The sequence below is a fragment of the Bosea sp. OAE506 genome (genome assembly GCF_040546595.1).
In the GTDB taxonomy this organism is placed as follows: domain Bacteria; phylum Pseudomonadota; class Alphaproteobacteria; order Rhizobiales; family Beijerinckiaceae; genus Allobosea.
In genome coordinates this window covers 182,774-203,278 of record NZ_JBEPOB010000001.1, presented here as the reverse complement: position 1 = coordinate 203,278, position 20,505 = coordinate 182,774, and the positions used below count along the sequence as shown (strand labels likewise).

Here is a 20,505-nt window from a genome sequence, read left to right as displayed (position 1 = left end):
GAGCCGAACTGTATGGCGCGAAGGCCAAAGCTCTAGTCTGCGCGGTGCGGACCGGCGGCGATGTCAGGGCAGTGGTGCCGGGACGGGTCCAGCTTCGTCGTCCACATCCAACGCCATACCGCCGCGACGGCTGCGCCATCGGTGGCGGCAGACGTTTTGTCTGGTGGTGCGTTTGTGGTGATTGGCCCGCCGAAAAGAACGTCGTTCCAACGAGCCGTCGGTCCTTGCCTTCTGAAGTAATCTAATGGGGCGTTAGGGCTTGTCGGCGCTGCGGGGGTCGATGATGGGATAGACGCCTGCGGGTTGTTGAGCAATTGATCGGGCTCAACGCGATGACGCGCAGCGAGTTAACGCACGTGGGCAGCCGAACCGAGATCGGCCGAACGGTTTATCCCATGTTAATGCGGCGATCTGTCGCCCTGCCAGTCTGGAACCTGCGGGGGAACAAGACTGCGAAAGGAGCCGGCTATGATTACCGGCGATGCGAAGACGGTGCTTTTGCCCTGCTACTCCCCGATCGATTTTGCCCCTGCGGGGGACGCGACAGCCGGCTTTAGCGGCTACAGTCGGTGGCGCACCGCTGCGCGGCGCGAGCTGACACGCCATCTTGCCGAGGGATACGTGGTCGAACTTGTCTTCGTGCGACGGCATGAGTTCGAGGCTTGGAGGGTCGCCCATGACATCAAGGACGGACTGCAGGCGCGCCTCAATTATGTCCGGACGGCGCGGGTGGCGCCGCGCCGGACGCTCCGGCTGGGGACAGCGGGTGGGATGAGCCTCCGGAGATACGTCTCGTGAGCCGCCTGGGCGATTGCACATCGTGCCATCTTCTAAATCTGGCACCATACTGGGTAACCCACTTCTCATGGCCTCTTCACGTTCCAAAAACCGCTCATGAGCATCCCGGCTGACCCTTGAAAAAGCGCCTCTTCCTTCTGGCTACCGCCGCGCTGACGCCCGGCGCCGCTTTGCTCGGCATCAACGAAGTCACTTACCGCGCCGAGCGGGAGCAGGAGGTGCACCGCATGGCGCAGCAGGCCAGCCGCCAGGCCGCCTCCGAACTTGAGCGCATCATCGAAGGTATCGATGGGCTGCTGATCGCGGTTGCAGCCAATGCCGAAGTTTCGGAAACTGATCCGAGCGCCTGCAGCCGGGCGCTCGCGGCTGTCGCAGCATCTGTGTCATCCGTCCGGGTGATCTTCTTGATGTCCGTCGAGGGCCGCATCGTCTGCGACAGCGTCGGCGCGTCGCTCGGGCATGACCTGTCGGACCGCGGCTATCTGCAGGAAGCTCTGGTGTCGGATCGGACGGCAGTTGGTGAGTATACGCACAGCCGGATTACCGACACCGCCGTCTTGCCGCTCGCACGGGCCGTTCGGGACGCCCGGGGTGAGGTGCGGGGCGTGCTTGCAACCGGAATCCGCCTCGACTGGCTCGGCGAACGGCTTCGAGAACGCGGTGTCACCCCCTCGGGCGCATTGACCGTCGCCGACCGCAAGGGCGTGATCTTGGCACGTTACCCTTTGCCCGAGCGCTTCGTGGGCACGCGGATACCGGCAGCCTTTCGGCACCTCCTGCGCGGGCCGAAGCCGGGCAGCATCGATCTGACGAGCCAGGACGGGGAGGCCCGGATCGTCGGCTACCAGCCTGTGGGCATGCCGTTGCAGGGGCTCTACGTAAGTGCCGGCCTGGCCAGGTCGGAGGCCTTCGCGGCGCTCAACCGGTCGAGCCTGATCGGAGGCATCATCGTCGGGTTTGGTGCGCTGCTGACCTTTGCCGCGGCGTGGTTCGTAGGCAACGCCTTCGTCCGCCGGCCGATCATGCAGATCAATCAGGTTCTCGCCTCCTGGCGCCACGGCGAGAGCCGTCACCGCACCGGCATGAGGGGCAGCCAAGGGGAGATCGAAAGCGTTGGCCACGCCGTCGATGACCTGCTCGACGAACTGGCTGTGCGCGAAGAGGCGGCGATCCGGGCCCGTGAGCAGCGTGATCTGGCGACGCGCGAACTTGCTCATCGCGTCAAGAACCTGCTGACCGTCCTCCAGGCGATCGCGCGGCAGACCTTCGGACCTTATGTCGATGCCGAGCGCTCGCAAATCTTCTCAGACCGTGTCGTGGCGCTCTCGGCCGCACTGGATGTCCTGCTGTCCGATGAGGATCGCCAGGGTGCCATCGGCGACATCATTGCAACCACCCTGCGTCCTCATGTCGATCGACTGAGCCGGATCAGCAGTTCGGGGCCGATCGTGAGGTTGGAGGGCAAGATGGGGCTCGCCCTCTCGATGATCGTTCATGAACTCGCGACGAACGCGCTGAAATACGGCGCGCTGAAGGACGAGGAGGGTAGGGTGGAGATCCATTGGGATCTGGATGCCGAGGGCCGCATCACCCTGCTCTGGCGCGAATGTGACGGGCCGCCGGTGCTTCCGCCGGATCGACAGGGCTTTGGGAGCCGCCTGATCCGGCGGGCTCTCCCGGCCGAGTGCGACCCGCAGGTCGAGCTGGATTTTCCGCCGACCGGGCTAGTGTTGCGCCTGTCCTTCAACACGGAGAGCCGTAGACCAACAGACGCCGCGGGCTGACGACATCACGTACTCAGACGCTCATTGGCCTCCGCGGCGTCGATCAGAAGCCTGACTTCTTCGCCCTCGACTGTCGCGATGGTGGCCACATCGAGATAGCGGTGCGGCCCGAGCTTGGGATCACCTGCCTCGAGCGCGAGGAGGCTGCCGGCGAGGCCGGTGACCCGCCCGATAGCCTTACCGTCCGCGCCGACGACGCGCTGCCCCTCGCGTATGCGCTCCGTGATCGTCTGGGTGCCTGCCATCTCGCTTCTCCTGCTCCGCCACCGCTCTCATCAAGGCGCAGCACCGCCGCACTGTTCCGGCGGCTCAGCCGCCCGCCTCGTCGATCCGCCGCATCACCTGCTCGGGCCGTACATCACGGCTCGCTTCGGCAAGGTCGGGTGGCGGTTCACCGAGCGCGTCGAGGCGGCGTGCGATCGCCGTGACAAGCTCGATCAATCGGGTGATCTCATGCTCGGCCAGGAGGTTGATCTGCAGGTCCAGGTCGGCTCTGCGGTCCGCTGCCGCCGACATTGCGTTCTGGCTGATCAGGATGAAGGTCGACAGGAAGATCGCCTCGACGGACGCCACCATGGCCAGCACAACGAAGCTCGGATCCCAGGGTGGCACGGGGAGCAGGTCGAGATTGGCGACGATCCAGACGCCGAACACCGTCACATGCAGGAAGACGAAGGTCATGCTGCCCGTGAAGCCGGTAATCGCGTCGGCTATCCGCTCAGACAGGCCTTTGGCCGCCTGGCGCCGCTCCGTTTCCTCCCGCAGAGCGGCGATGTTCCGCTCGACGATCGCCGCCATCTGGCCCTCTGGCCTGTCCTGGGCTTTTTTCATGAACACTCGCTACCACGGCTGCTCCGGCAGAGCGCCAACCAGCCAAGTGAGTCTGCAGGCCATGGCAACCGGCTCTGGGCCGGGCCTGAGAGGCGAAAGGGCTACTTTGCAGATCGGATGCTCGCCTCCTTTTTGGAGGCCGAAGCTTAGTTCGGGGAAGACGGACCCGCCTTGTCAACGCAGTGACGGCAGCTCGATGAGCCGCCGCCACGGCACGCGCCATCCGACGCGCGTCAGAAATTGCGCTCGATCGCACCCTCAATCGTTCCCAAGACGCCGGTGGCACCGGAGTTCGAGTTCTGCGCCGCCTGGGCGCCGCTGTCGGGCCGTGCTGGCGCCAGCACGGGCTTGCCGCCCAGGGGCTCCGAGGCGCGGGCGCTAAAGCGCCCCTTGCCATCGAGGCTCTCGCCCTCGCTCCAGCGACCCTTCGGGATCGAACCGTCGGTCATGTGGCCGAGATAGACATAGGAGAACTCCGTATTCTCCTGGTCCTGCGGGAAGCTGTCGGGGATCGGGAGGTTGGCGGTGCCGCCCATCTCCTCGATGGCCGCGAGCCATTGCTGCTGGTGCATCGTGTCGCGGGCGATCAGGAAGGACAGCATGTCCTTCATGCCGGCGTCGTCGGTCATGTTGTATAGCCGGGTCGCGAGCACGCGGCCGGACGCCTCTGCCGTGACGTTGGCATACATGTCGGCGGCGATGTTGCCCGACGCGTAGACATGCGAGGCGTCGAAAGGCACGCCGTTGGCGTCCGACGGCAAGGCGCCGAGGCCTGTCGAGAGCAGGTGCCGGAAATCCATCCCGTTCAGAACCGAGCCGGCAACCATATTCGCGGAAGCCTCCTCCTGCATCGACAGCGGAGCTCCCTCGAGATTCAGCGCAACCGCCGTCGCCAGCATTTCGATATGGCCTAGCTCCTCCGTCGCGGTGTTGAGCAGCATGTCGCGGTACTTCGAGGGGCCGCGCGCGCCGAAGGCCTGGAACATGTACTGCATGGCGACGCGAATCTCGCCCTCGACGCCGCCGATCGCCTGCTGAAGCGCGCGGGCGAACGTGGGGCTGGGCTTGTCGACCCGCACCGGGTATTGAAGCAGTCCATCGGTGTAAAACATCTCGTCCTCACATGTTCGGCGCGCCGGCGCCTTATGACAGCGGCTCCACGTGGAAGCGCGGCGGGGACGCGTCCCCGTCCTGTCGCAACAGAACGGGCGGGGCGCAGTTCCAGCTTGGCCGGGTGCCGCGGGGGTCAAGCTTTGACCTCTTTGCAGGGTCGAATTCGCGATGCAGGAGCAGCATCTGCGGAGGCAGCTCTCATCCGGCCCATTCAGAGGGTGCGCGGCATCTTGTTTCCCCCTACCTGGGCGGCCAGCTGCGAAAACGGTGCGCCCTCAGCGCCCGGCTGTGTTGCGCAAGCGAGATAGCGGGCTGGAAACAGGAGGGATTCCCGCTGGCTCGCCCTGAGCTGGGCCAGCCGCTGGCCATCTGCGGTGATCACGGCCTCGGCACGTTTCTACCCCTCTTCGAGTTGAAGTTGGCGCGTCGGGTCGCCGTCGGCGAAGAGGCGGGCTAGCTCGCTCAGGACGACGAGCAGCCCTTCGAGCTGAAGATTAGCGACGTTCATCGGGGGGCCGAACTGTTGGCGTTCCTGCTGGGCGCGGGCCGGCCTCGCCGAACGTCCGTCGCTGACGCAACGCGGCCAGCGCTGCGTCCATCTGGCGAGCGCAGCCCTGGCGCGGGCGGCGATGGCTTCGCCATCCCCGTGCGGTTGAAGAGTCGGGTGTTGTGCGTCCATCGCGATGCCTCCACTGCCAATGCAGGGAATGACGCGCGAGGGGACGCTGGGTTCAGCGGTGGTCAGTTCTTTCTGCAGAGGTAGAGATCGTCAGCGGCCTGCATCTCGATGGTGAACCCCGCGCTGCGGATCATCGCTTCGAGGCAGGCACGGTTCGGGACCCACCAGTTCGTTGGGTCGCCCGCCAGGCGATGTTCGATGAAGGTGAGCCGCGGGGCGCCTTCGTCGGCGAAGAAGGCCTGCTCGGTGAAGTCATGATCCTGCCGCGGCGGCGTGATCGCTTCCGATCCCCTGATCAGCGACTGACAGACCAGCCGGTCTGCCGCGACGTGCTCGGCAATTAGGTCGAGCGCCAGCAACGGATGCCGCAGATGGTAGAGCACGCCCATGAACAGCACGAGGTCGAAGCGCTCCTTCAGCGCGGCGATTTCGTAGACGGACATGAGCCTGTATTCGATGTCGAGTTCGTTGACTTCGGCCGCCAACCGCGCCTGGTCGAGGTAGCGCGGATCTGAATCGATCGCGACCACGCGCTCAGCGCCGCGCCGCTTCATCTCGAGCGCGTAGAAACCGCCATTGCAGCCGATGTCGAGGACGCTGCAGCCGCTGAGATCGGCAGGAATGGCATGGGCAAAGCTGTTCCATTTGAAGCGCGGGTAGTCGCCGAGAAAATGCTCGGGTGCCGTGGCGATACCGTCGAGGTCGAGGTTGTGGAACCAGGGCCCAAGCGCACTGATGCGCTCGCTCAGCGCGCTGTCCCGGTTGCGCCGGGCCGGCGCGGTCATGCCACCCCTCCTGCCGCCGCAGCGAGCGCGGAGTCCGACGGAGCCGTCTCGCGCCAGGGCCGCGCGATGCCCGCGTCGAACCAGGCGATCGTCGCGGCAAGTCCCTGGCGGACCGGGACGCGCGGGCGCCACCCGAGAACTTCGGCAGCGCGGGCGATGTCCGGGCGGCGGCATTGGGGATCGTCCTGCGGCAAGGGTTGGTAGACCACCTGCGAGCGGCTCTGGGTCAGATCGAGCACGAGCTCCGCCAAGGCGTTGATCGTGTACTCCTCGGGATTGCCGAGATTCACTGGTGCCTTAGGATTGGGGTCGACCCGCATGAGGCGGATCAGGCCGTCGACGAGGTCGTCGACATAGCAGAAGGACCGGGTCTGCTCGCCGCCGCCATAGATGGTCAGGGCGTCGCCTGCCAAAGCCTGGACGATCAGGTTCGAGACGATGCGGCCGTCATCGGGCCTCATGCGCGGTCCGTAGGTGTTGAAGATCCGGGCGACCCGCACGTCCACATCGAAGCTGCGCAGATAGTCGAAGCACAGCGCCTCACCGGCGCGCTTGCCCTCGTCATAGCAGGCCCGAATGCCAATCGGGTTGACGCTGCCGCGATAGCTCTCGCGCTGCGGATGCTCCTCGGGGTCGCCATAGACTTCGCTGGTGGAAGCCTGCACAAAGCGCCCGCCGCTGAGCTGCGCCACGTCGAGCAGATTGCGGGTGCCGACCACGCTGGTCATCATCGTGTGGACGGGGTCTGCCTGGTAGAGCGGCGGCGAGGCAGGGCAGGCGAGGTTGTAGACCCTGTCCGCCCGCAGGCTCGCCGGCAGCGGGTCGCAGACATCGGCCTCGATGAATTCGAAGCGGCTGTCGCGGGCGAAGCGGCGCAGATTGTCCAGCCCGCCTGTCTGCAGGTTGTCGAGGCAGATGACGCGCTCCCCTTCGGCCAGAAGCCGCTCGCAGAGATGATTGCCAAGAAAGCCGGCGCCTCCGGCAACGAGGGCGCGCAGCCCCGATTTGCGACTGGTCATGCTCATCTCCTCGGGTCGAAAGCGGTGGCGGAGGCCTTGGGTCGTTCGGGCGACGCAGCCGCCCTTCGGGCGGCGCGGCCGGATAGGAGCGCCAGCAGTTGCGCCGCGCGATTTGTTCCGGTGTGGTTTGCAAGAATGATCTCGCGGGCGCGGGCCGCGCGTTCTCGCGCCTCCCTTGGGGGCTCCTCAGCAAGGACGGCGACAACGCGCTCCGCCTCGTCGGCGATGACGATGGCCTCGTCCTCGGGCAGCAGTTCATCGAGGCCCCGCCAGCGGTCGCTGATGATCGGCACGCCGCACGCGGCTGCCTCGAACAATCGCACGCTGGGAGACCAGCCGGCGGCGATCATGTCCTGGCGGGTGACGTTCAGCGTATGGCGCTGGGCGGCGTAGAAGGCCGCATGGTCCTCGGGGCCGACATGCTCGATCCGCTCGACATTGGCGGGCCAAGCGATCCCAGCCGGATATTGTGGACCTGCTACGACGAAGCGCAGATGCGGCAGCCGGCGCGCCGGCTCCAACAGCAGCCGCTCCAGCGCGGGCTGGCGGTCGTCGCTATAGGTGCCGAGATAGCCGAGGTCCCAACGTTTGGTGATGTCCAGGGGTCGGTAGCGGTCCTCATCTACCGCGCAATAGAGAGCATGGGGCGCGACGGCGCCGAAGTGATCCGCCAGAACATCCAGAACCTCGCCTCCCGAAAAGGAGAGATAGGCGTCGAGGGCCGGTATTTGGTGGCGGGCGAGATAATCGCAGTCGCCGCGTTCGAGGCGAGCAAGCGTCACCGGCGTGTCAATATCGTAGAAGGCGCGCACGCCCTGCGCCCGCGCCAGCACCTCGTCGATTACGGCGATGCCCTCGGGAACGAAGGAGCCGACGATAACGGCATCCGCGCCCGCGATCCTCTCGCCATAATCGCGGATCAGCGCGGCGCGGTCGCTATAGAGTGCGAGGTTGCAGAAATCCGGCCGGGGCAGGTCGCGGTTCTCCGCATACCAAGAGACGTCGCGCTCCAGGAACAGGGCGCGGTGGCCGAGACGCGCCAACCCGCGCAGCAGCGCGCGATAGGTGGTGGCGTGGCCGTTTCCCCAGGAGGAGGTCAGCGACAGGCCGATGAAGACGATGTCGAGGGGCTTGGTCATGCCGCGAGCTCCCGGCGCTTGATAGCGAGCGCGGCGCGCAGCTTGGCGTCCAGTTCGTGGGCCCGGCGGTCATAGGTGTGTTCGGCCAGCACCCGCGCGAGGGCCGCCTGGCCGATCCGCCTCGCCTTCTCCGGCGTTAGCGCGCTCAGGATCTCGGCGACGTCGGTGCCATCTTGGGCGACCAGGACTTCCGTACCCGGCGTGAGGAAGAGCTCGATCCCCTCCCAGGCGTCCGTGATCAGGCAAGCACCGGCGCCCGCCGCCTCGAAAACGCGAGTCGCCGGCGAGAAGCCGGTGGCCGCCATGCTCTCGCGTGAAATGTTGAGCACCGCCAGCGGCGTCACGTTGAAGGCGTTGTGTGCGGCCGTCGGTACATGGTCGAGCTTGCGGATATTGGCTGGGCAGGGCTTGTCGCCCCAGCCCGAGCCGCCGAGCAGAAAGCGTCGCTCCGGCAGCGCCCGCGCAGCGTTCAGGAAGAAGCGCTCGACCCGCACTTCGCGGTCCGGCAGCCGATTGCCGAGGAAAGCGAGATCGGCGGCGAAACGCGGATCGGGCGCGACCGGGTGGTGGCTCTGTGGATCGAGTGCGTTGTAGACGGGCAGGCATATTGCCGCTCCCAGCGCCCGGTAAGCCGAGACGACAGGCTCACCGCCACCATAGGTCAGCACGAGGTCGAGCCGCGGCAGCGCCGCCCGCAGGTGATGTCCCGGTTGAGCTCCGATCTCCGCCAGCGTCGCGGGGGCATCGACGTCCCACCAGATCGTCAGCGCAGCGGGGCGCGCCTGCGCCAGCACGCCGGCGAGCAGGGCTTCGTCGCCATAGCCGACCCCGCTCGCCTTCACGACCGCGTCAGCCTCGCTCGCTTCGGCCAGCACGTAGGCAAGGCCCTCGTGCGTCGCCGGATAGACCACGACACGGCACCAGTCAGGCGGCTCCATGTCGAGATGCGACTGCCGGTCGAAGGCGTCAGGCTCATAGAAGACGATGTCGTGTCCGAGTCGTGCGAGCCCCTGCAGAATGCCGCGGTAATAGGTCGCCGCACCGTTCCAGTAGGAAGACAGCAGGCTCGATCCATAGAAGGCGATGCGCATCAGGCGAACTCCGGGTCGACGAGGGCTTGGCGGGCGCGCTGCGTGCCGTGGCGGGCGAGGATCGCGAGCAGCTCGTCGACTCGATGCGCGCAGCTATGGCGGGCGCGGACGGTCTCCAGCCCTTGGGCCGCGACCGCTGCCGCGAAATCGGCATCGTCGCGGATGAGGCGCATGGCGCGGGCCATCTCCCCGCCGTCGCGGACCCTGACGAAATCGGTCTCGCGAAAAAGGCCCTCGGCATCGTCCCAGGGCGCGCTGATCAGCGGGATGCCGCAGGCCAGCGCCTCGAAAACACGGATAGTCGGGATGCCCGGCAGGCTTTCCACATAGGGCCGCCGCGGCACATGGACAGTCATGCGATGGCGGGCGAAGGCCTCGGGCACCTCTGCATTCGCGATCGATCCACCATAGCGCAGGCCGGCCTGCGCCACGCGCTCCAGCGCCTCCGCGGGATAGCGCACGCCGCGCACGGCGCCGGTCAGCGTCAGGAGCTGCGCCGGCTCGATGAGGAATTCCGTCAGTTCCTGTGCCCGTTCCCCGTCGCCCCAGTTGCCGACGAAGATCAGATCGGCCTCCGGCAGCGTCGCCGGCCGCGGCCCAAACAGGCGCAGATCCGCGGCCTCGTGCCAGGTGTGGACATGGTCGCCCCAGCCGCGCGCCAGATAGCGCTGCCGCAACGTCTCGCCGAAAGCCAGCACGAGATCGTAATCCGCCAGCGCAAGCGAGGCGATGTCGGCTTCCGCCGAGACGGCGCGGTGATGCGTGTCGTGGAAGCAGAGGGTGAAACGCGCGCCGTCATGGCGCAGTCGCCCGATGCGCGCCACCAGCTCCGGCGGAGTCCATTCATGCACGACCACGACGTCGGCATCCGCCAGCGCCGCCTCGTGGTCGAAGGCTTCGTCATGAAAGTCGACGTTCAGTTCGGGGAAGGTCTGTCGGAACCCGTCCTCCGCAGCCGCGCCACGCTCGGCCAGAAGATGGCTGCGGCTCCAGCCGTCGCGCGGTTCGAGCGCCAGCGTGCTGTGACCGCGGGCCTCGAGTTCGCGCAGGACGCCCCGCAGGAAGTGGGCGTTGCCATGGTTCCAGTCGGAGATCAGCGAATGGGTGTAGAGGACGATGCGCATTTCATTCCGCCGCGGCCAGAGTAGAAACTGACGCGCCGAGGGCGGCGCCGTAGCAGCGCAGCACGCCTTCGATTTGGCGCTCCGGGGAAAAATCAGCCGCGCGCCGCAACGCTGCTCCGGCTAGGTGGGCCCGCTCGCCTTCGTCGCCCGCGAGCCGGGTGATCACTGCAGCCAGCGCCGCCGGGTCTCCTGGTGGGACGAAAAGCGCCGCACCCCTCCACAATTCTCGGAAGGTGGGGATATCAGAGAGCACCAGCGCGGCGCCGCGCTGGGCGGCTTCAAGCACGGCCAGACCGAAGGGTTCGTAGAGCGAGGGCGAGGTGAAGACGGCCGCGCGCTCCATCAGCGTGGTCAGCGTCGCCGGTGCGAGGTCGCCCAGCGCGAGGGCGTGGGCCGGCTGCGGGCAGAGGCTATCGGGACCATCCAGTCCGCCCGCCATCAGAACGGGCCAGGGAGAGAGCGCGGCCGCCGCATCCAGCGTCGCCGCTCCCTTTCCCTCGTCCCACCAGCGCCCAGCCGAAAGCACGACTGGCTTGCGCTGGCGGGTCGGCGGGCAGACGGCCAGGCTCGCATTGTGAACGACATCGATGGACGCGACGTCCCCATAGGCGGTCCGGGTCGCGGCGGCATGGCTCGCACTCGGAGCGAGCACCCGGGCCGCCTGCGCCAGCCCTTCGCCCGTGAGGCACCGCTGCCAAAGCCATTCGGCCGGCAACGGGGCCCCGCCGCATACCGCTTGCCACCACGTCGCAAGGCAGGAATGGGTCGCCGCGACGACGGGGCACGAGACCTGGAGGCCGACTGCCTGCGAGGGCAGGTTGAGATGAATGAGGTCGGGCCGCCAGTCCGCCGCCAGCCGCTGAAGCGCCGGGGCGACACCTGTCAAAGCGGTCGCGTCCGACACCATCCAATCGAGCGACTCGTCGACCCACACCAGTGATGCGCGCCCAAACCGCTCGATCTCGCGCAGGCGGTCGGGGCTGGGTTTGGGGCCGAACCCGACCAGCAGGACGTCGATCCCGGCTTCGCCCAGTCCTTCGGCGAGATCGAGTGCGTAGCGCCAGACGCCGCCTACCGCATCGAGCGTCATCAGGACCCGCCGCGGGCGGGGCATTAATGGGCCGGACAGCATGACGCCTCCAGCTTTTCGAGCGGAACCGGCAGCTTCTCCTGGATGTCGCTGAAGGCTGAAAACGCCTGGAGATAATAGGCGTGCGCGCGTTCCCATGCGGCATCGTCGGGCTCGCCCCAGAGGCTACGGTAGCTGGGCGAGCTAGGGTAGGGATAGAGCGGCACGGGCTCGTTGGCCCAGACCCCGGCCTTCAGCAGCACGTCGCGCCAATAGGTCACGAGTTCGGCGCTGTCCTCCTCCATCCCGATCAGGTTCGCCTGGACGAAGGGAACATGGCGGCGCGCCTCGATGAGCAGCGCGGCAAGATCCTCGGTCTCCAGCCGGCAGCGCTTGGCCAGTGCCGCGCGGCCCTCGACGGTCAGGCTCTCGATGCCCGCCTCGATCGAGACGCAGCCGGCCCGGCCGAGCAGTTCCAGGAGATCTGGTTTCCACAAGTCGATGCGGGTCTGGATGCCGAACTGCACGTCGCGCTCGACCAGAGCTTCCAACAACGGCTTCTGCGGCAGGAAGATCTCATCAACGAAATAAATGTAGCCCACGCCCTGCGCGATCAGCGCGTCGATTTCCGACAGCACGAGATCCAGGCGGCGGCGCCGATAGGCATCGCGAAATTCGATCTTGGCGCAAAAGGAGCAGGTGTAGGGACAGCCTCTCGAGGCTTCGACCTCGGCCCCCAAGCCGCGGCGGTTGTCGTCGAAACGGTGGTGGTGATGGTGGTGTCGGGCGATCCACTCCGCCGGCCAGGTCAGGGCCGGAGCCTCCACGAAGGGGCTGGCGGCGGGCCCGCCATTGACGATTAGCTCCTCGCCTTCGCGAAAGGCGATCCCGGCGATACTGTGCAGGGGCAGACCGTCGGCCAGCCGCGCCACGACCTCCTCGCACTCGCCGCGCACGATCACGTCGCAACCGAGTTTGCGCAGCGTGGCGCCCGGCGTGACCGAGCCATGAGGGCCGACGGCGACGGTCTTGCCGCCGCGGCCGGCGAGGCTGCGCAGGAAGTCGGCCGGGACCCGCAGCTCGGGCGGCGCGCAACGCCAGAAGAGATAGCTCGGCGCCGTCGTGACGACGGTCATGTCCGCGCCAAAGGCGGCGATCTCCGCAGCTAGGCTCTCGTGCTCGCGGTCCATGAGATGGCAATCGAGCATCAGCGTCTGGTGCCCGGCGCGCTCCAGCAATGCGCGGCAGTAGCCGAGTTCCAGCGGCAGATGCGGCTCCCGGCAGCCGAAATAGATGCTGCCCTCGAAGCTCCAGCGGGGGTTAACCAGTGCGACCCTCATGCCGAGACCCTCCGTCGTGCGCTCGCCGCGGCCGCGACGGGCGCAACCGGGCCATGGCCGAATTCGCGTGTGGCCCAGCCATGGAGATCGCGCAGGCCGTCGCGCCAGTCGAAGCTCGCCCGCCATCCCAAAGTCTTCTGGAGTGCGCGGGTATCGGCGACGAACCAAGGCTGGTCGCCAGCGCGCCAGTCCTGATGATGCAAGGTCGGAGGCCGGCCGATCAGCATGCCGATCTCGGCGATGACGGTCGCGAGGCTGACGGAGTTGGCGGGACCGCCGCCGAGGTTGAAGGCTCGGCCACTGACGCTGTCGATGGCGCCGAGGACACGGCAATACGCATCGACCGCGTCGGCCACGTGAAGGATGTCGCGAACCTGCTGTCCGTCTCCGAAGATGGTGATGGGCTCGCCCCTCAGCGCCTTCAGTAGAAAATGCGCAACCCAGCCTTGGTCTTCTGTGCCGAACTGGCGCGGCCCAAAGATGCAGCTCATTCGCAACACGGCGGTGCGCAGCCCGAAGCTGTGGGCATAGTCCAGCACATACTGGTCCGCGGTGCCCTTCGAGCAGCCATAGGGCGTGCAGAAGTCGAGCGGGCGCGTCTCGTTCACGCCGTGGCGTCGAAACAGCCCGTTTGCAGGCGCCCAACCGTTCTCGGTCTGCTCCATGTCGAGGCTCGCCAGCGAGCCATAGACCTTGTTGGTACTGGCGAAGACGAGCGGGGTCTCGGGCGCTTGGAGACGCAAAGCCTCGAGAATGGTGAGCGTCCCCTGGGCGTTGACGGCGAAGTCATGACGCGGGTCGACGAGACTGTCGGTGACCGCGACCTGGGCGGCGAGATGGAAGCAGGCCTTGGCGCCGGTGACGGCGGACCGGACCGCCGCCTCGTCCCGGATGTCCGAGAGCCGCGTTTCGAGCGCAGCCCCGTGCCGTTCCTGAAGCCAGCGCAGGTTCCGCTCAACCCCCGGCCGGCCGAGGCTGTCGAACAGCATCACGCGCTGGCCCTCGCCGAGCAACCGCTCGCAGAGATTGGTGCCGATGAAGCCGGCGCCGCCGAAGACGACGACGGGCGCCGGGCGTACCGCGCGCAAGGGCCGCGCCGGGGGAGCGTCGGGCATTATGGTATCGAAGCCCGCCGACCCCTCCGTCTCCAGCAGGCGCCGCAGCAGCTTGGGCCGCCCATCCTCGCGGGTGACGCCGAGATGATAGTGGCGCGGGTCGAAATAGAGCCCCTCCTGCACGGGCACGTCGCGCGGCACGTCCTGCCAGCCATACCAATAGAGGCGGTCTGCCGGGGCTTCGCGCGCCTCGGTGAAGCGCCGCACCTGCTCGGCCTCGTCCTCGCGCCAGGTCGAATAGCCGGCCTCGGTGATCCAGATCTCGCAGTCGGGGTTGTGTCGTGCCAGAATCGCCCGCGCCTCGGCGATATGCGCGTCATAGCCGCGCCAGGTCCCGACTTCGCTGTCCCATGTGCCGGGGAACCCGTGCAACCCCACTGCCGAGACGACGCCGAGAACGCCGCGCTCGCCCATCAGCTCCAGCCAGTGTGGATCGAAGGGGGACGGGCCGCCGAGCACGGCGCGCCAGCCGCGATGCTGCACCCAATAGGCAGCATTACCGATCATTTCGCAGAACAGGCTCCAGTCGGGGTCGACGCGCCAATCCCAGTCGAGCAGGTTGTTGGGCTCGTTCCAGACTTCCACGTCGCGGAAATGCTCGCCGTAGCGGGTCAGCACGCCATCGATGAAGTCGGCATAGTCCTTGAGGACCCGCGGCGCTCCGGAGGAGGCGCCCGTCCGAGACAGCGACGGCGGCGTGTAGTGGATGCAGGGCAGAAAATCGAAGCTCTGCCCGAGCCGCGGGATCAGCCAGTCATACCAGTCCCGGCCGCCGTCGCCGTGATACTCAGCCCATGAGAGATGGCTGCGCAGCCGGTTGACGCCTGCCGCCTGAAGCCCGGCGATCGCCGCTTCTACGCGCCGGTGTTCGCCGGGGCGAAACCATTCGACGAAGCCGACGGCCGGCTGTCCTGCGGTGGCGGACGCGATGCCGCTCATGCCACCAGCCCCCGTTCCTCGAGCTGCCGACGGGCGCGTTCGCCGCCATCCTCGGCCCGCGAGGCTGAGAGCCACTCGACGACCTCCTCCATCGAATCCTCGAGGCGATGAGCCGGCCAGTAGCCGAGCACCTCCTTCGCGCGGCTGATGTCGGCAAAGCAGTGCCGGATATCGCCCGCGCGCGCCTTACTCAGGATCTGCGGTGCGAACCCTGTCCGCCCCAGCGCATCGGCCAGCAGCCGGGCGACGGTCTCGATCGTGTAGTCCTGACCACTACCGATATTGATGATCTGCCCATCGACATGGGGAGCGTGCATCGCCAGCGCGAAGGCGGTAGAGACGTCGCGCACATGCACGAAGTCGCGCTTCTGCTTGCCGTCCTCGAAGATCATGGGGGGCTGGTTGTTCAGCAGGCGGGAGCCGAAATTGGCGAGCACGCCGGTGTAGGGATTGGAGAGCGCCTGACCTGGTCCAAAAACGTTGAACAGCCGCAGCGCGACCGTCTGGACGCCATAGGCGCCGCCAACGATGAGGCAGGCCCGTTCCTGGGCATATTTGGTCAGGGCATAAATGGAGGCGAGGTCAACGGGCTTGTCCTCGGCCGTCGCGACTGGCAGGAGCGTCTCGCCATCGGGGCCGTGCGGATCCCAGTCGCGCTGGCCCCCCTTCAAGACCCGACGCACGGCGTTGAAGCGGGTGCCATCAGAGCCCTCATAGAGGCCCTCGCCGTAGACGCTCATCGAGGAAGCGACGACCAGCCGCTGGATCGGACTGCGCGCAATCTGGTCGAGCAGGACGGCGGTGGCCAGGTCGTTGCCGCCGACATAACGCTCGATCTCGTACATGCTCTGGCCGACGCCGACCTCGGCGGCGAGGTGAAAGACGCCGTCGATGCCTTCCAGCGCGCGTTGGACGAGGTCCGCGTCGCGCAGATCGCCTGTCAGAACCTCGACATCGGCTGGAGCCTGCCTGCTATCGCCGTGAACCTGTGGCACGAAGCTGTCGAGGATCCGGACATCGTGCCCGGCACCGAGCAGTTCGGCACAGAGATGGCGCCCGATAAATCCGGCTCCGCCCGTGATCAGATATCGCGCTGTCATTCCGGCCTCCGGCTGTCGCTCAGTTGCAGGATCAACAGCAGCAGCAGGAGGCGGTTCCTGAAGATGAAGAAGTCAAAGAAGTAGATGAAGAAGATGGTCTTCTGAGCGGGCCGCGAATGCCGTCATGCACAGCATCTTGATGACGCCGGTCGAGTGACCCCGTCAGTCTGGCGCAGATCCCGTCCGTATCCGCATCCGCGGTGCGGGCAAATCTGGCTGCGTGATACATGCGCGTGCTGCCTGTGCCGAGCTACCGGAACCGGCCCCAAAGCTTTGGTGCGCGAGGGGATGGCGAGGCTCAGTCGTCATCCTTGCGTAGAGCGCTGATGAAGGAGGGCACACCACTCATGGGGAGGAACTCCTCGTTCTTCTCGGCCTTCGGCGGCTTCGTGCGCATCTCGGGCTCCGAGCCGGATTGCGATGGCATCCCCTTATTGGAAGGCTGGACGATCGTGCCAGCCTCGCTGTCGATTTCCATCGGAGCGTCGACGTCGTTGGTTCGCGCGGCGAAAATGTCGTCCCGCCTGTCACCGTTCTGTGGGCGCAGCAGCGCCTCCACCTCTCCGGAAGCCTCGCGCAGGAACGGCGGCAATTCGCCGTCCTCTTGGAGATACCGCTCGACATCCCCCCGAGGCCGTCGCGCCGCCATGGCAAGCGCCGCCATCCAGTCTCGGCCTGGATGGCGGCGCTGCAGCGCGAGGGCGAGCGCTGGCCCGGTCGTCGGCAGATCCTGCGCGGCTTCGGTCATGCTCTCCGTCCTCTTCGTCGGCGGGTGCGGGGGCGGGGCCGACGGCGCTGCCTAGATCCCCGCGGCATCTGCAGGTGCGGCGGGATCCCATGTCTGCGACCGCTTTAGCACTTCGATAGCCTTCGGCCGTCGCAGACTGTTTCCCCCTCAACGAGCGTCATTGTCCCACGTTCCATGGGGCACAGGGGCCGCGCCAAAGCTTTGAGCCGGAATGGCCAGCAACGCGGCACCGCGCCGCCGTGGGGCTCTGCTACAGGCCTCGAACTAGGGGGTAATCCATCCGTTGAGGCCGGGAGCGGCGAGCGGGACGATCATTCGGAACGATGACAGGAAACGACATGGCAGCGCAGAGTAGATCCGCGGCGGGCGCGATGACGGCGCTGACGAGTTCTGCTACTGGCGATTCAGCACCGATCGTGATCGTGGGGGGCGGCTTCGGCGGCCTCGCCTGCGCCCGCCAGCTCGGCGCCGCTGGTGTCCCCACCGTCCTGATCGACCGCCAGAACTATCACCTCTTCGTGCCGCTGCTCTACCAGGTCGCCACCGCCGCGCTGTCGCCGGCCGATATCGCCCAGCCCATCCGGCGCATCCTCAGCCGCTATCCCACCGTCTCCGTCGTGCTGGGCGAGGTGGTGGGTGTCGACGCCGCCACAAAAAGGGTTCTGCTGGCTGGCCAGGCGCCCCTCGCTTACGGGAGGCTCATCCTCGCCGCCGGCTCCGTCTGCAACTATTTCGGTCACGACTCTTGGGCCGAATACGCCCCCTGTCCGCGCGATCTGCCCGACGCGACGCTGCTGCGCTCCCGTATACTGCTCGCGCTGGAGGCGGCGGAGGCCAGCACCAACTCCCGCGAGCGCGCGGCTCTGCTCAGCTTCGTTGTCGTCGGGGGCGGGCCGACCGGCGTCGAGATGGCTGGCGCCATCGCCGAGCTGATCCGTCCTGCGCTGCGGCGCGACTTCCGCTCGATCGATCCCGGCATTGCGCGTATTGTGCTGGTTGAGGCCGGCCCGCGCCTGCTCTCTGCTTTCCCGGAGGATCTGGCGCAGGCCGCGGCCCGTGGCCTCCAGCGGCTGCGAGTTGAGATCCGCACCGGAATCAGCGTCCGTGAGATTTCCGCAAGCGGGGTCGATCTCGCCGACGGCGCGCGGATCGACGCCGCGACGGTGGTCTGGGGGGCAGGCACCCGCGCCGCGCCGGCCGCCGACTGGTTACCCGGCATCGAGACGGCGCCCGGCGGGCGCTTGCTGGTCGAGCCGGATCTTAGGCTCCGCAGCCATGACGATATCTATGTACTGGGCGACCTGGCGCTGTGCCTTGGGAAGGACGGGAAGCCACTTCCCGCCCTCGCACAGGTCGCCAAGCAGCAGGGCGAGTATCTCGGGCGCGTCCTGTCAAAGCCTTTGGCGCCAGAACAGGCGGCTGCGCCCTTCATCTTCCGCAATCGCGGCAATGCGGCCATCATCGGTCGGAATGCGGCGATCTTCGATTTCGGCAAGGGCCGCACCCTGACCGGCCGGATAGCGTGGCTGCTCTGGGCGTTGGTTCACATCTACCTTCTTAACGGGCTGGAGCGCCGCTTCCTCGTGGCTGCGCAGTGGCTCGTGCGCTACGTCACGCGCCAGCGCGGGGCCCGCCTGATCACGGCGCGACGGCTGCCGGAGGCGGGACCGCGCATAGATTGATGCGCCCAAGCGCCGCAAGGCCCAGCAGCAGGCTCGTCACATGAAGCGATTGGCCGAGGATGCCGGTCGCTAGCCCATCCAGGACAGTCTGCAGCGGAAGGGGCGCGAGCGTCAGCCCCTCTTCGCCTACGTCGAGCCGAGGGGGGCCGACGGCCACCACCTCGGTCGCGATGCAGACATGGACTTGGTTGTTCTGGATGGCGGGGTTGGGATGCAGGGATGAAACCAGCGCGATGGCGCCGGCCTCGTAGCCGGTCTCCTCCGCCAGCTCGCGCCGGGCCGCAGTCTCCACCGCCTCGTCGCCGTCGATGACGCCGCCCGGCAGTTCGAGAAAGCTCTCGCCCGCACCGTGCCGGTACTGCCGGACGAGCAGCACTTCGTCGCGTGCGTTCAGCGCGACCACATGCACCCAATCGGGATAGGTCAGCACATAATAGGGCGCGATCGACTGTCCCGACGGCGTCACGCAGTCATCCGCGCGCAGGTCGATCCAGCGGTCCCTGATCACACTGCGCGAGGACAAGACGGTCCATCCCATCGGTATCCGCTCCAGCATGGCCGCGCTGCGCGGAACGCCGCCTTCCTCCGCCCGTTGGCCTCCAAAGGACCATTCGTCGGGAGGTGACCATGAGGGCGTTGTGCTGGCACGGCAAGGGCGACATCCGTTGCGACACGGTGCCCGATCCCCAATTGCAGGACGACCGCGACGTCATCATCAAGGTCACCGCCTGCGCGATCTGCGGCTCGGATCTGCATCTCTATGACGGCTATATGCCGACCATGGAGAGCGGTGACATCCTCGGCCACGAGACCATGGGCGAGGTCGTCGAGGTCGGGCGTGCCGTGACCAATCTCAAGGTGGGCGAGCGCATCGTCGTGCCGTTCAACATCGCCTGCGGCGACTGCTTCTTCTGTCGCAAGCAGCTCTTCTCGCTCTGCGACCGCTCCAACCCCAACGCCAAGATGGCAGCCGCCGCGATGGGCCACTCGCCGTCAGGCCTGTTCGGCTATTCTCACATGCTGGGCGGGTTCGCCGGCGGGCAGGCGGAGTATCTGCGGGTGCCCTACGGCGACGTCGGCCACATCAAGGTGCCCGACGGGCTCGATGACGAGATGGCGCTGTTTCTCTCCGACATCTTCCCGACCGGCTACATGGCCGCGGAGAATGCCGAGATCGAGCCCGGCGACACTGTCGCGGTCTGGGGCTGCGGCCCCGTCGGCCAGTTCGCCATCCAGAGCGCCTGGATGTTGGGCGCCGGACGCGTCATCGCCATCGACAACGTGCCCGAGCGGCTGGCGATGGCCCATCAGCACGGCCGGGCCGAGACGATCGATTTTGACAAGGTCAAAGTCTACGACCAGCTGATGGAGATGACTGGCGGACGCGGCCCCGACCGCTGCATCGATGCCGTCGGGACGGAAGCCCATGCCGGCGGCGCCATCGACGCCGTCGTCGACAAGGTCAAGGCCTCGCTCTATCTCGGCACCGATCGGCCCCATGTGCTGCGCGAGGCGATCATGTGTTGTCGCAAGGGGGGCACGATTTCGGTGCCGGGCGTTTATATCGGCTTCCTCGACAAGATCCCCTTCGGTGCGCTGATGAACAAGGGCATCACCATCCGCACCGGCCAGACCCACACCCATCGCTATCTGGCGCCGCTGCTGGAGAAGGTCGTGTCCGGCGAGATCGATCCCTCCTTCGTGATCACCCATCGGGCTTCTCTGGAAGAAGGGCCAGACCTCTACCAGACGTTTCGCGATAAGCAGGACGGCTGCATCAAGGTTATGATGAAGCCCTGATCGCGCAGCTATAAAGTCGCTTTTGGCGCGAGGACGAGCGTCTGTGCCATCCTCTCCCGCCATCAACACGCATCAGCTTGAGCGGATGAAGCAAGCGAGCCCCGGGCGGATGCCGATTAATCAGCGGCAGCGGTGATTTGATCTTCGCCATGCATGTAAGCTGTCCAGGCAAAGGCGCAGCACGTGATCGCATAGGCGGCGCCGAGAGCGCTGATATCCATCGCGCATGTGCGGTGAGCGCCAAGCTTCAGGCAGGATTTTTTGAAGATTGGCCTTCGGGTGCCCTTCGACCTTTCGGGCGCGTGTTTCGACAAGTGGCAGGGTAAGGAAGTCCGTGCAGATAGGTTTG

At 66.8% G+C, this 20,505-nt stretch carries 18 protein-coding genes; 4 read left to right on the top strand and 14 right to left on the bottom strand.

Annotation, left to right across the window (positions count from 1 at the left end; all coding sequences use genetic code 11):
• The first annotated feature begins 468 nt into the window (after positions 1-468).
• Both ABIE41_RS01050 and ABIE41_RS01045 read left to right on the top strand, forming a co-directional pair.
• Positions 469-798: a hypothetical protein gene (locus ABIE41_RS01050; RefSeq protein ID WP_192643001.1), complete on the top strand. Its 330-nt coding sequence runs from the start codon at positions 469-471 to the stop codon at positions 796-798.
• A 116-nt stretch (positions 799-914) separates the two neighbouring features.
• Positions 915-2,582, top strand: coding sequence for a sensor histidine kinase (locus tag ABIE41_RS01045; protein WP_192643000.1), 1,668 nt, complete (start codon positions 915-917; stop codon positions 2,580-2,582).
• A gap of 5 nt (positions 2,583-2,587) precedes the next feature.
• Here ABIE41_RS01045 and ABIE41_RS01040 read toward each other — a convergent pair whose 3' ends face one another.
• From ABIE41_RS01040 to ABIE41_RS00980, 13 genes are all read right to left on the bottom strand, one after another.
• Positions 2,588-2,827, bottom strand: a complete 240-nt coding sequence (locus ABIE41_RS01040) for a DUF2171 domain-containing protein (protein WP_192642999.1) — start codon at positions 2,825-2,827, stop codon at positions 2,588-2,590.
• Between the two features lie 64 nt (positions 2,828-2,891).
• Complete coding sequence (locus tag ABIE41_RS01035; RefSeq protein ID WP_354191549.1) at positions 2,892-3,380, bottom strand: DUF1003 domain-containing protein; 489 nt, start codon at positions 3,378-3,380, stop codon at positions 2,892-2,894.
• Positions 3,381-3,646: 266 nt separating this feature from the next.
• Positions 3,647-4,525 (bottom strand): manganese catalase family protein, encoded by an 879-nt coding sequence (locus tag ABIE41_RS01030; protein WP_192642997.1) that lies wholly within the window; start codon positions 4,523-4,525, stop codon positions 3,647-3,649.
• Between the two features lie 742 nt (positions 4,526-5,267).
• Positions 5,268-5,990 (bottom strand): TIGR04290 family methyltransferase, encoded by a 723-nt coding sequence (locus tag ABIE41_RS01025; protein WP_192642996.1) that lies wholly within the window; start codon positions 5,988-5,990, stop codon positions 5,268-5,270.
• The gene (locus ABIE41_RS01020) at positions 5,987-7,009 is read right to left on the bottom strand and encodes a UDP-glucuronic acid decarboxylase family protein (RefSeq protein WP_192642995.1); all 1,023 of its coding nucleotides are present in this window, start codon (positions 7,007-7,009) and stop codon (positions 5,987-5,989) included. The genes ABIE41_RS01025 and ABIE41_RS01020 overlap by 4 nt, the downstream gene beginning before the upstream one ends.
• A 2-nt stretch (positions 7,010-7,011) precedes the next feature.
• Positions 7,012-8,148: a CgeB family protein gene (locus tag ABIE41_RS01015; RefSeq protein WP_192642994.1), complete on the bottom strand. Its 1,137-nt coding sequence runs from the start codon at positions 8,146-8,148 to the stop codon at positions 7,012-7,014.
• A complete protein-coding gene (locus ABIE41_RS01010) occupies positions 8,145-9,239 on the bottom strand; it encodes a CgeB family protein (RefSeq protein WP_192642993.1) in 1,095 nt (364 codons plus the stop codon). The genes ABIE41_RS01015 and ABIE41_RS01010 overlap by 4 nt, the downstream gene beginning before the upstream one ends.
• Positions 9,239-10,363, bottom strand: a complete 1,125-nt coding sequence (locus ABIE41_RS01005) for a CgeB family protein (RefSeq protein ID WP_192642992.1) — start codon at positions 10,361-10,363, stop codon at positions 9,239-9,241. Before ABIE41_RS01005 ends, ABIE41_RS01010 begins: the two co-directional genes overlap by 1 nt.
• Position 10,364: 1 nt before the next feature.
• Entirely contained in the window at positions 10,365-11,453 is a 1,089-nt protein-coding gene (locus ABIE41_RS01000) for a glycosyltransferase family 4 protein (RefSeq protein ID WP_192642991.1), read from the bottom strand.
• Positions 11,454-11,476: 23 nt separating this feature from the next.
• Positions 11,477-12,772: a TIGR04295 family B12-binding domain-containing radical SAM protein gene (locus tag ABIE41_RS00995; RefSeq protein ID WP_192642990.1), complete on the bottom strand. Its 1,296-nt coding sequence runs from the start codon at positions 12,770-12,772 to the stop codon at positions 11,477-11,479.
• Entirely contained in the window at positions 12,769-14,826 is a 2,058-nt protein-coding gene (locus ABIE41_RS00990) for an NAD-dependent epimerase/dehydratase family protein (protein WP_192642989.1), read from the bottom strand. Before ABIE41_RS00990 ends, ABIE41_RS00995 begins: the two co-directional genes overlap by 4 nt.
• On the bottom strand, positions 14,823-15,926 hold the full coding sequence (locus ABIE41_RS00985; RefSeq protein ID WP_192642988.1) for an NAD-dependent epimerase/dehydratase family protein: 1,104 nt from the start codon (positions 15,924-15,926) through the stop codon (positions 14,823-14,825). The genes ABIE41_RS00990 and ABIE41_RS00985 overlap by 4 nt, the downstream gene beginning before the upstream one ends.
• A 298-nt stretch (positions 15,927-16,224) precedes the next feature.
• On the bottom strand, positions 16,225-16,674 hold the full coding sequence (locus ABIE41_RS00980) for a hypothetical protein (RefSeq protein ID WP_192642987.1): 450 nt from the start codon (positions 16,672-16,674) through the stop codon (positions 16,225-16,227).
• Between the two features lie 338 nt (positions 16,675-17,012).
• Between ABIE41_RS00980 and ABIE41_RS00975 the strand changes: the two genes are divergently transcribed.
• Positions 17,013-18,356 (top strand): NAD(P)/FAD-dependent oxidoreductase, encoded by a 1,344-nt coding sequence (locus tag ABIE41_RS00975; RefSeq protein WP_354191542.1) that lies wholly within the window; start codon positions 17,013-17,015, stop codon positions 18,354-18,356.
• Here the strand turns inward: ABIE41_RS00975 and ABIE41_RS00970 are convergent.
• Positions 18,313-18,894 (bottom strand): NUDIX hydrolase, encoded by a 582-nt coding sequence (locus tag ABIE41_RS00970; protein WP_354191540.1) that lies wholly within the window; start codon positions 18,892-18,894, stop codon positions 18,313-18,315. The genes ABIE41_RS00975 and ABIE41_RS00970 overlap by 44 nt on opposite strands.
• Before the next feature lie 89 nt (positions 18,895-18,983).
• On the opposite strand from ABIE41_RS00970, the gene ABIE41_RS00965 reads away from it, so the two are divergent.
• Entirely contained in the window at positions 18,984-20,156 is a 1,173-nt protein-coding gene (locus tag ABIE41_RS00965; RefSeq protein ID WP_192642986.1) for a zinc-dependent alcohol dehydrogenase, read from the top strand.
• Positions 20,157-20,505 lie beyond the last annotated feature (349 nt).

Excerpts from the sequence above, each read along its gene's own strand:
- ABIE41_RS01050 (WP_192643001.1), top strand. The coding sequence starts at position 469 with ATGATTACCGGCGATGCGAAGACGGTGCTTTTGCCCTGCTACTCCCCG.
- ABIE41_RS01040 (WP_192642999.1), bottom strand. The coding sequence starts at position 2,827 with ATGGCAGGCACCCAGACGATCACGGAGCGCATACGCGAGGGGCAGCGC.
- ABIE41_RS01035 (WP_354191549.1), bottom strand. The coding sequence starts at position 3,380 with ATGGCGGCGATCGTCGAGCGGAACATCGCCGCTCTGCGGGAGGAAACG.
- ABIE41_RS01030 (WP_192642997.1), bottom strand. The coding sequence starts at position 4,525 with ATGTTTTACACCGATGGACTGCTTCAATACCCGGTGCGGGTCGACAAG.
- ABIE41_RS01025 (WP_192642996.1), bottom strand. The coding sequence starts at position 5,990 with ATGACCGCGCCGGCCCGGCGCAACCGGGACAGCGCGCTGAGCGAGCGC.
- ABIE41_RS01020 (WP_192642995.1), bottom strand. The coding sequence starts at position 7,009 with ATGACCAGTCGCAAATCGGGGCTGCGCGCCCTCGTTGCCGGAGGCGCC.
- ABIE41_RS01015 (WP_192642994.1), bottom strand. The coding sequence starts at position 8,148 with ATGACCAAGCCCCTCGACATCGTCTTCATCGGCCTGTCGCTGACCTCC.
- ABIE41_RS01010 (WP_192642993.1), bottom strand. The coding sequence starts at position 9,239 with ATGCGCATCGCCTTCTATGGATCGAGCCTGCTGTCTTCCTACTGGAAC.
- ABIE41_RS01005 (WP_192642992.1), bottom strand. The coding sequence starts at position 10,363 with ATGCGCATCGTCCTCTACACCCATTCGCTGATCTCCGACTGGAACCAT.
- ABIE41_RS01000 (WP_192642991.1), bottom strand. The coding sequence starts at position 11,453 with ATGACGCTCGATGCGGTAGGCGGCGTCTGGCGCTACGCACTCGATCTC.
- ABIE41_RS00995 (WP_192642990.1), bottom strand. The coding sequence starts at position 12,772 with ATGAGGGTCGCACTGGTTAACCCCCGCTGGAGCTTCGAGGGCAGCATC.
- ABIE41_RS00990 (WP_192642989.1), bottom strand. The coding sequence starts at position 14,826 with ATGAGCGGCATCGCGTCCGCCACCGCAGGACAGCCGGCCGTCGGCTTC.
- ABIE41_RS00985 (WP_192642988.1), bottom strand. The coding sequence starts at position 15,926 with ATGACAGCGCGATATCTGATCACGGGCGGAGCCGGATTTATCGGGCGC.
- ABIE41_RS00980 (WP_192642987.1), bottom strand. The coding sequence starts at position 16,674 with ATGACCGAAGCCGCGCAGGATCTGCCGACGACCGGGCCAGCGCTCGCC.
- ABIE41_RS00975 (WP_354191542.1), top strand. The coding sequence starts at position 17,013 with ATGGCAGCGCAGAGTAGATCCGCGGCGGGCGCGATGACGGCGCTGACG.
- ABIE41_RS00970 (WP_354191540.1), bottom strand. The coding sequence starts at position 18,894 with ATGGGATGGACCGTCTTGTCCTCGCGCAGTGTGATCAGGGACCGCTGG.
- ABIE41_RS00965 (WP_192642986.1), top strand. The coding sequence starts at position 18,984 with ATGAGGGCGTTGTGCTGGCACGGCAAGGGCGACATCCGTTGCGACACG.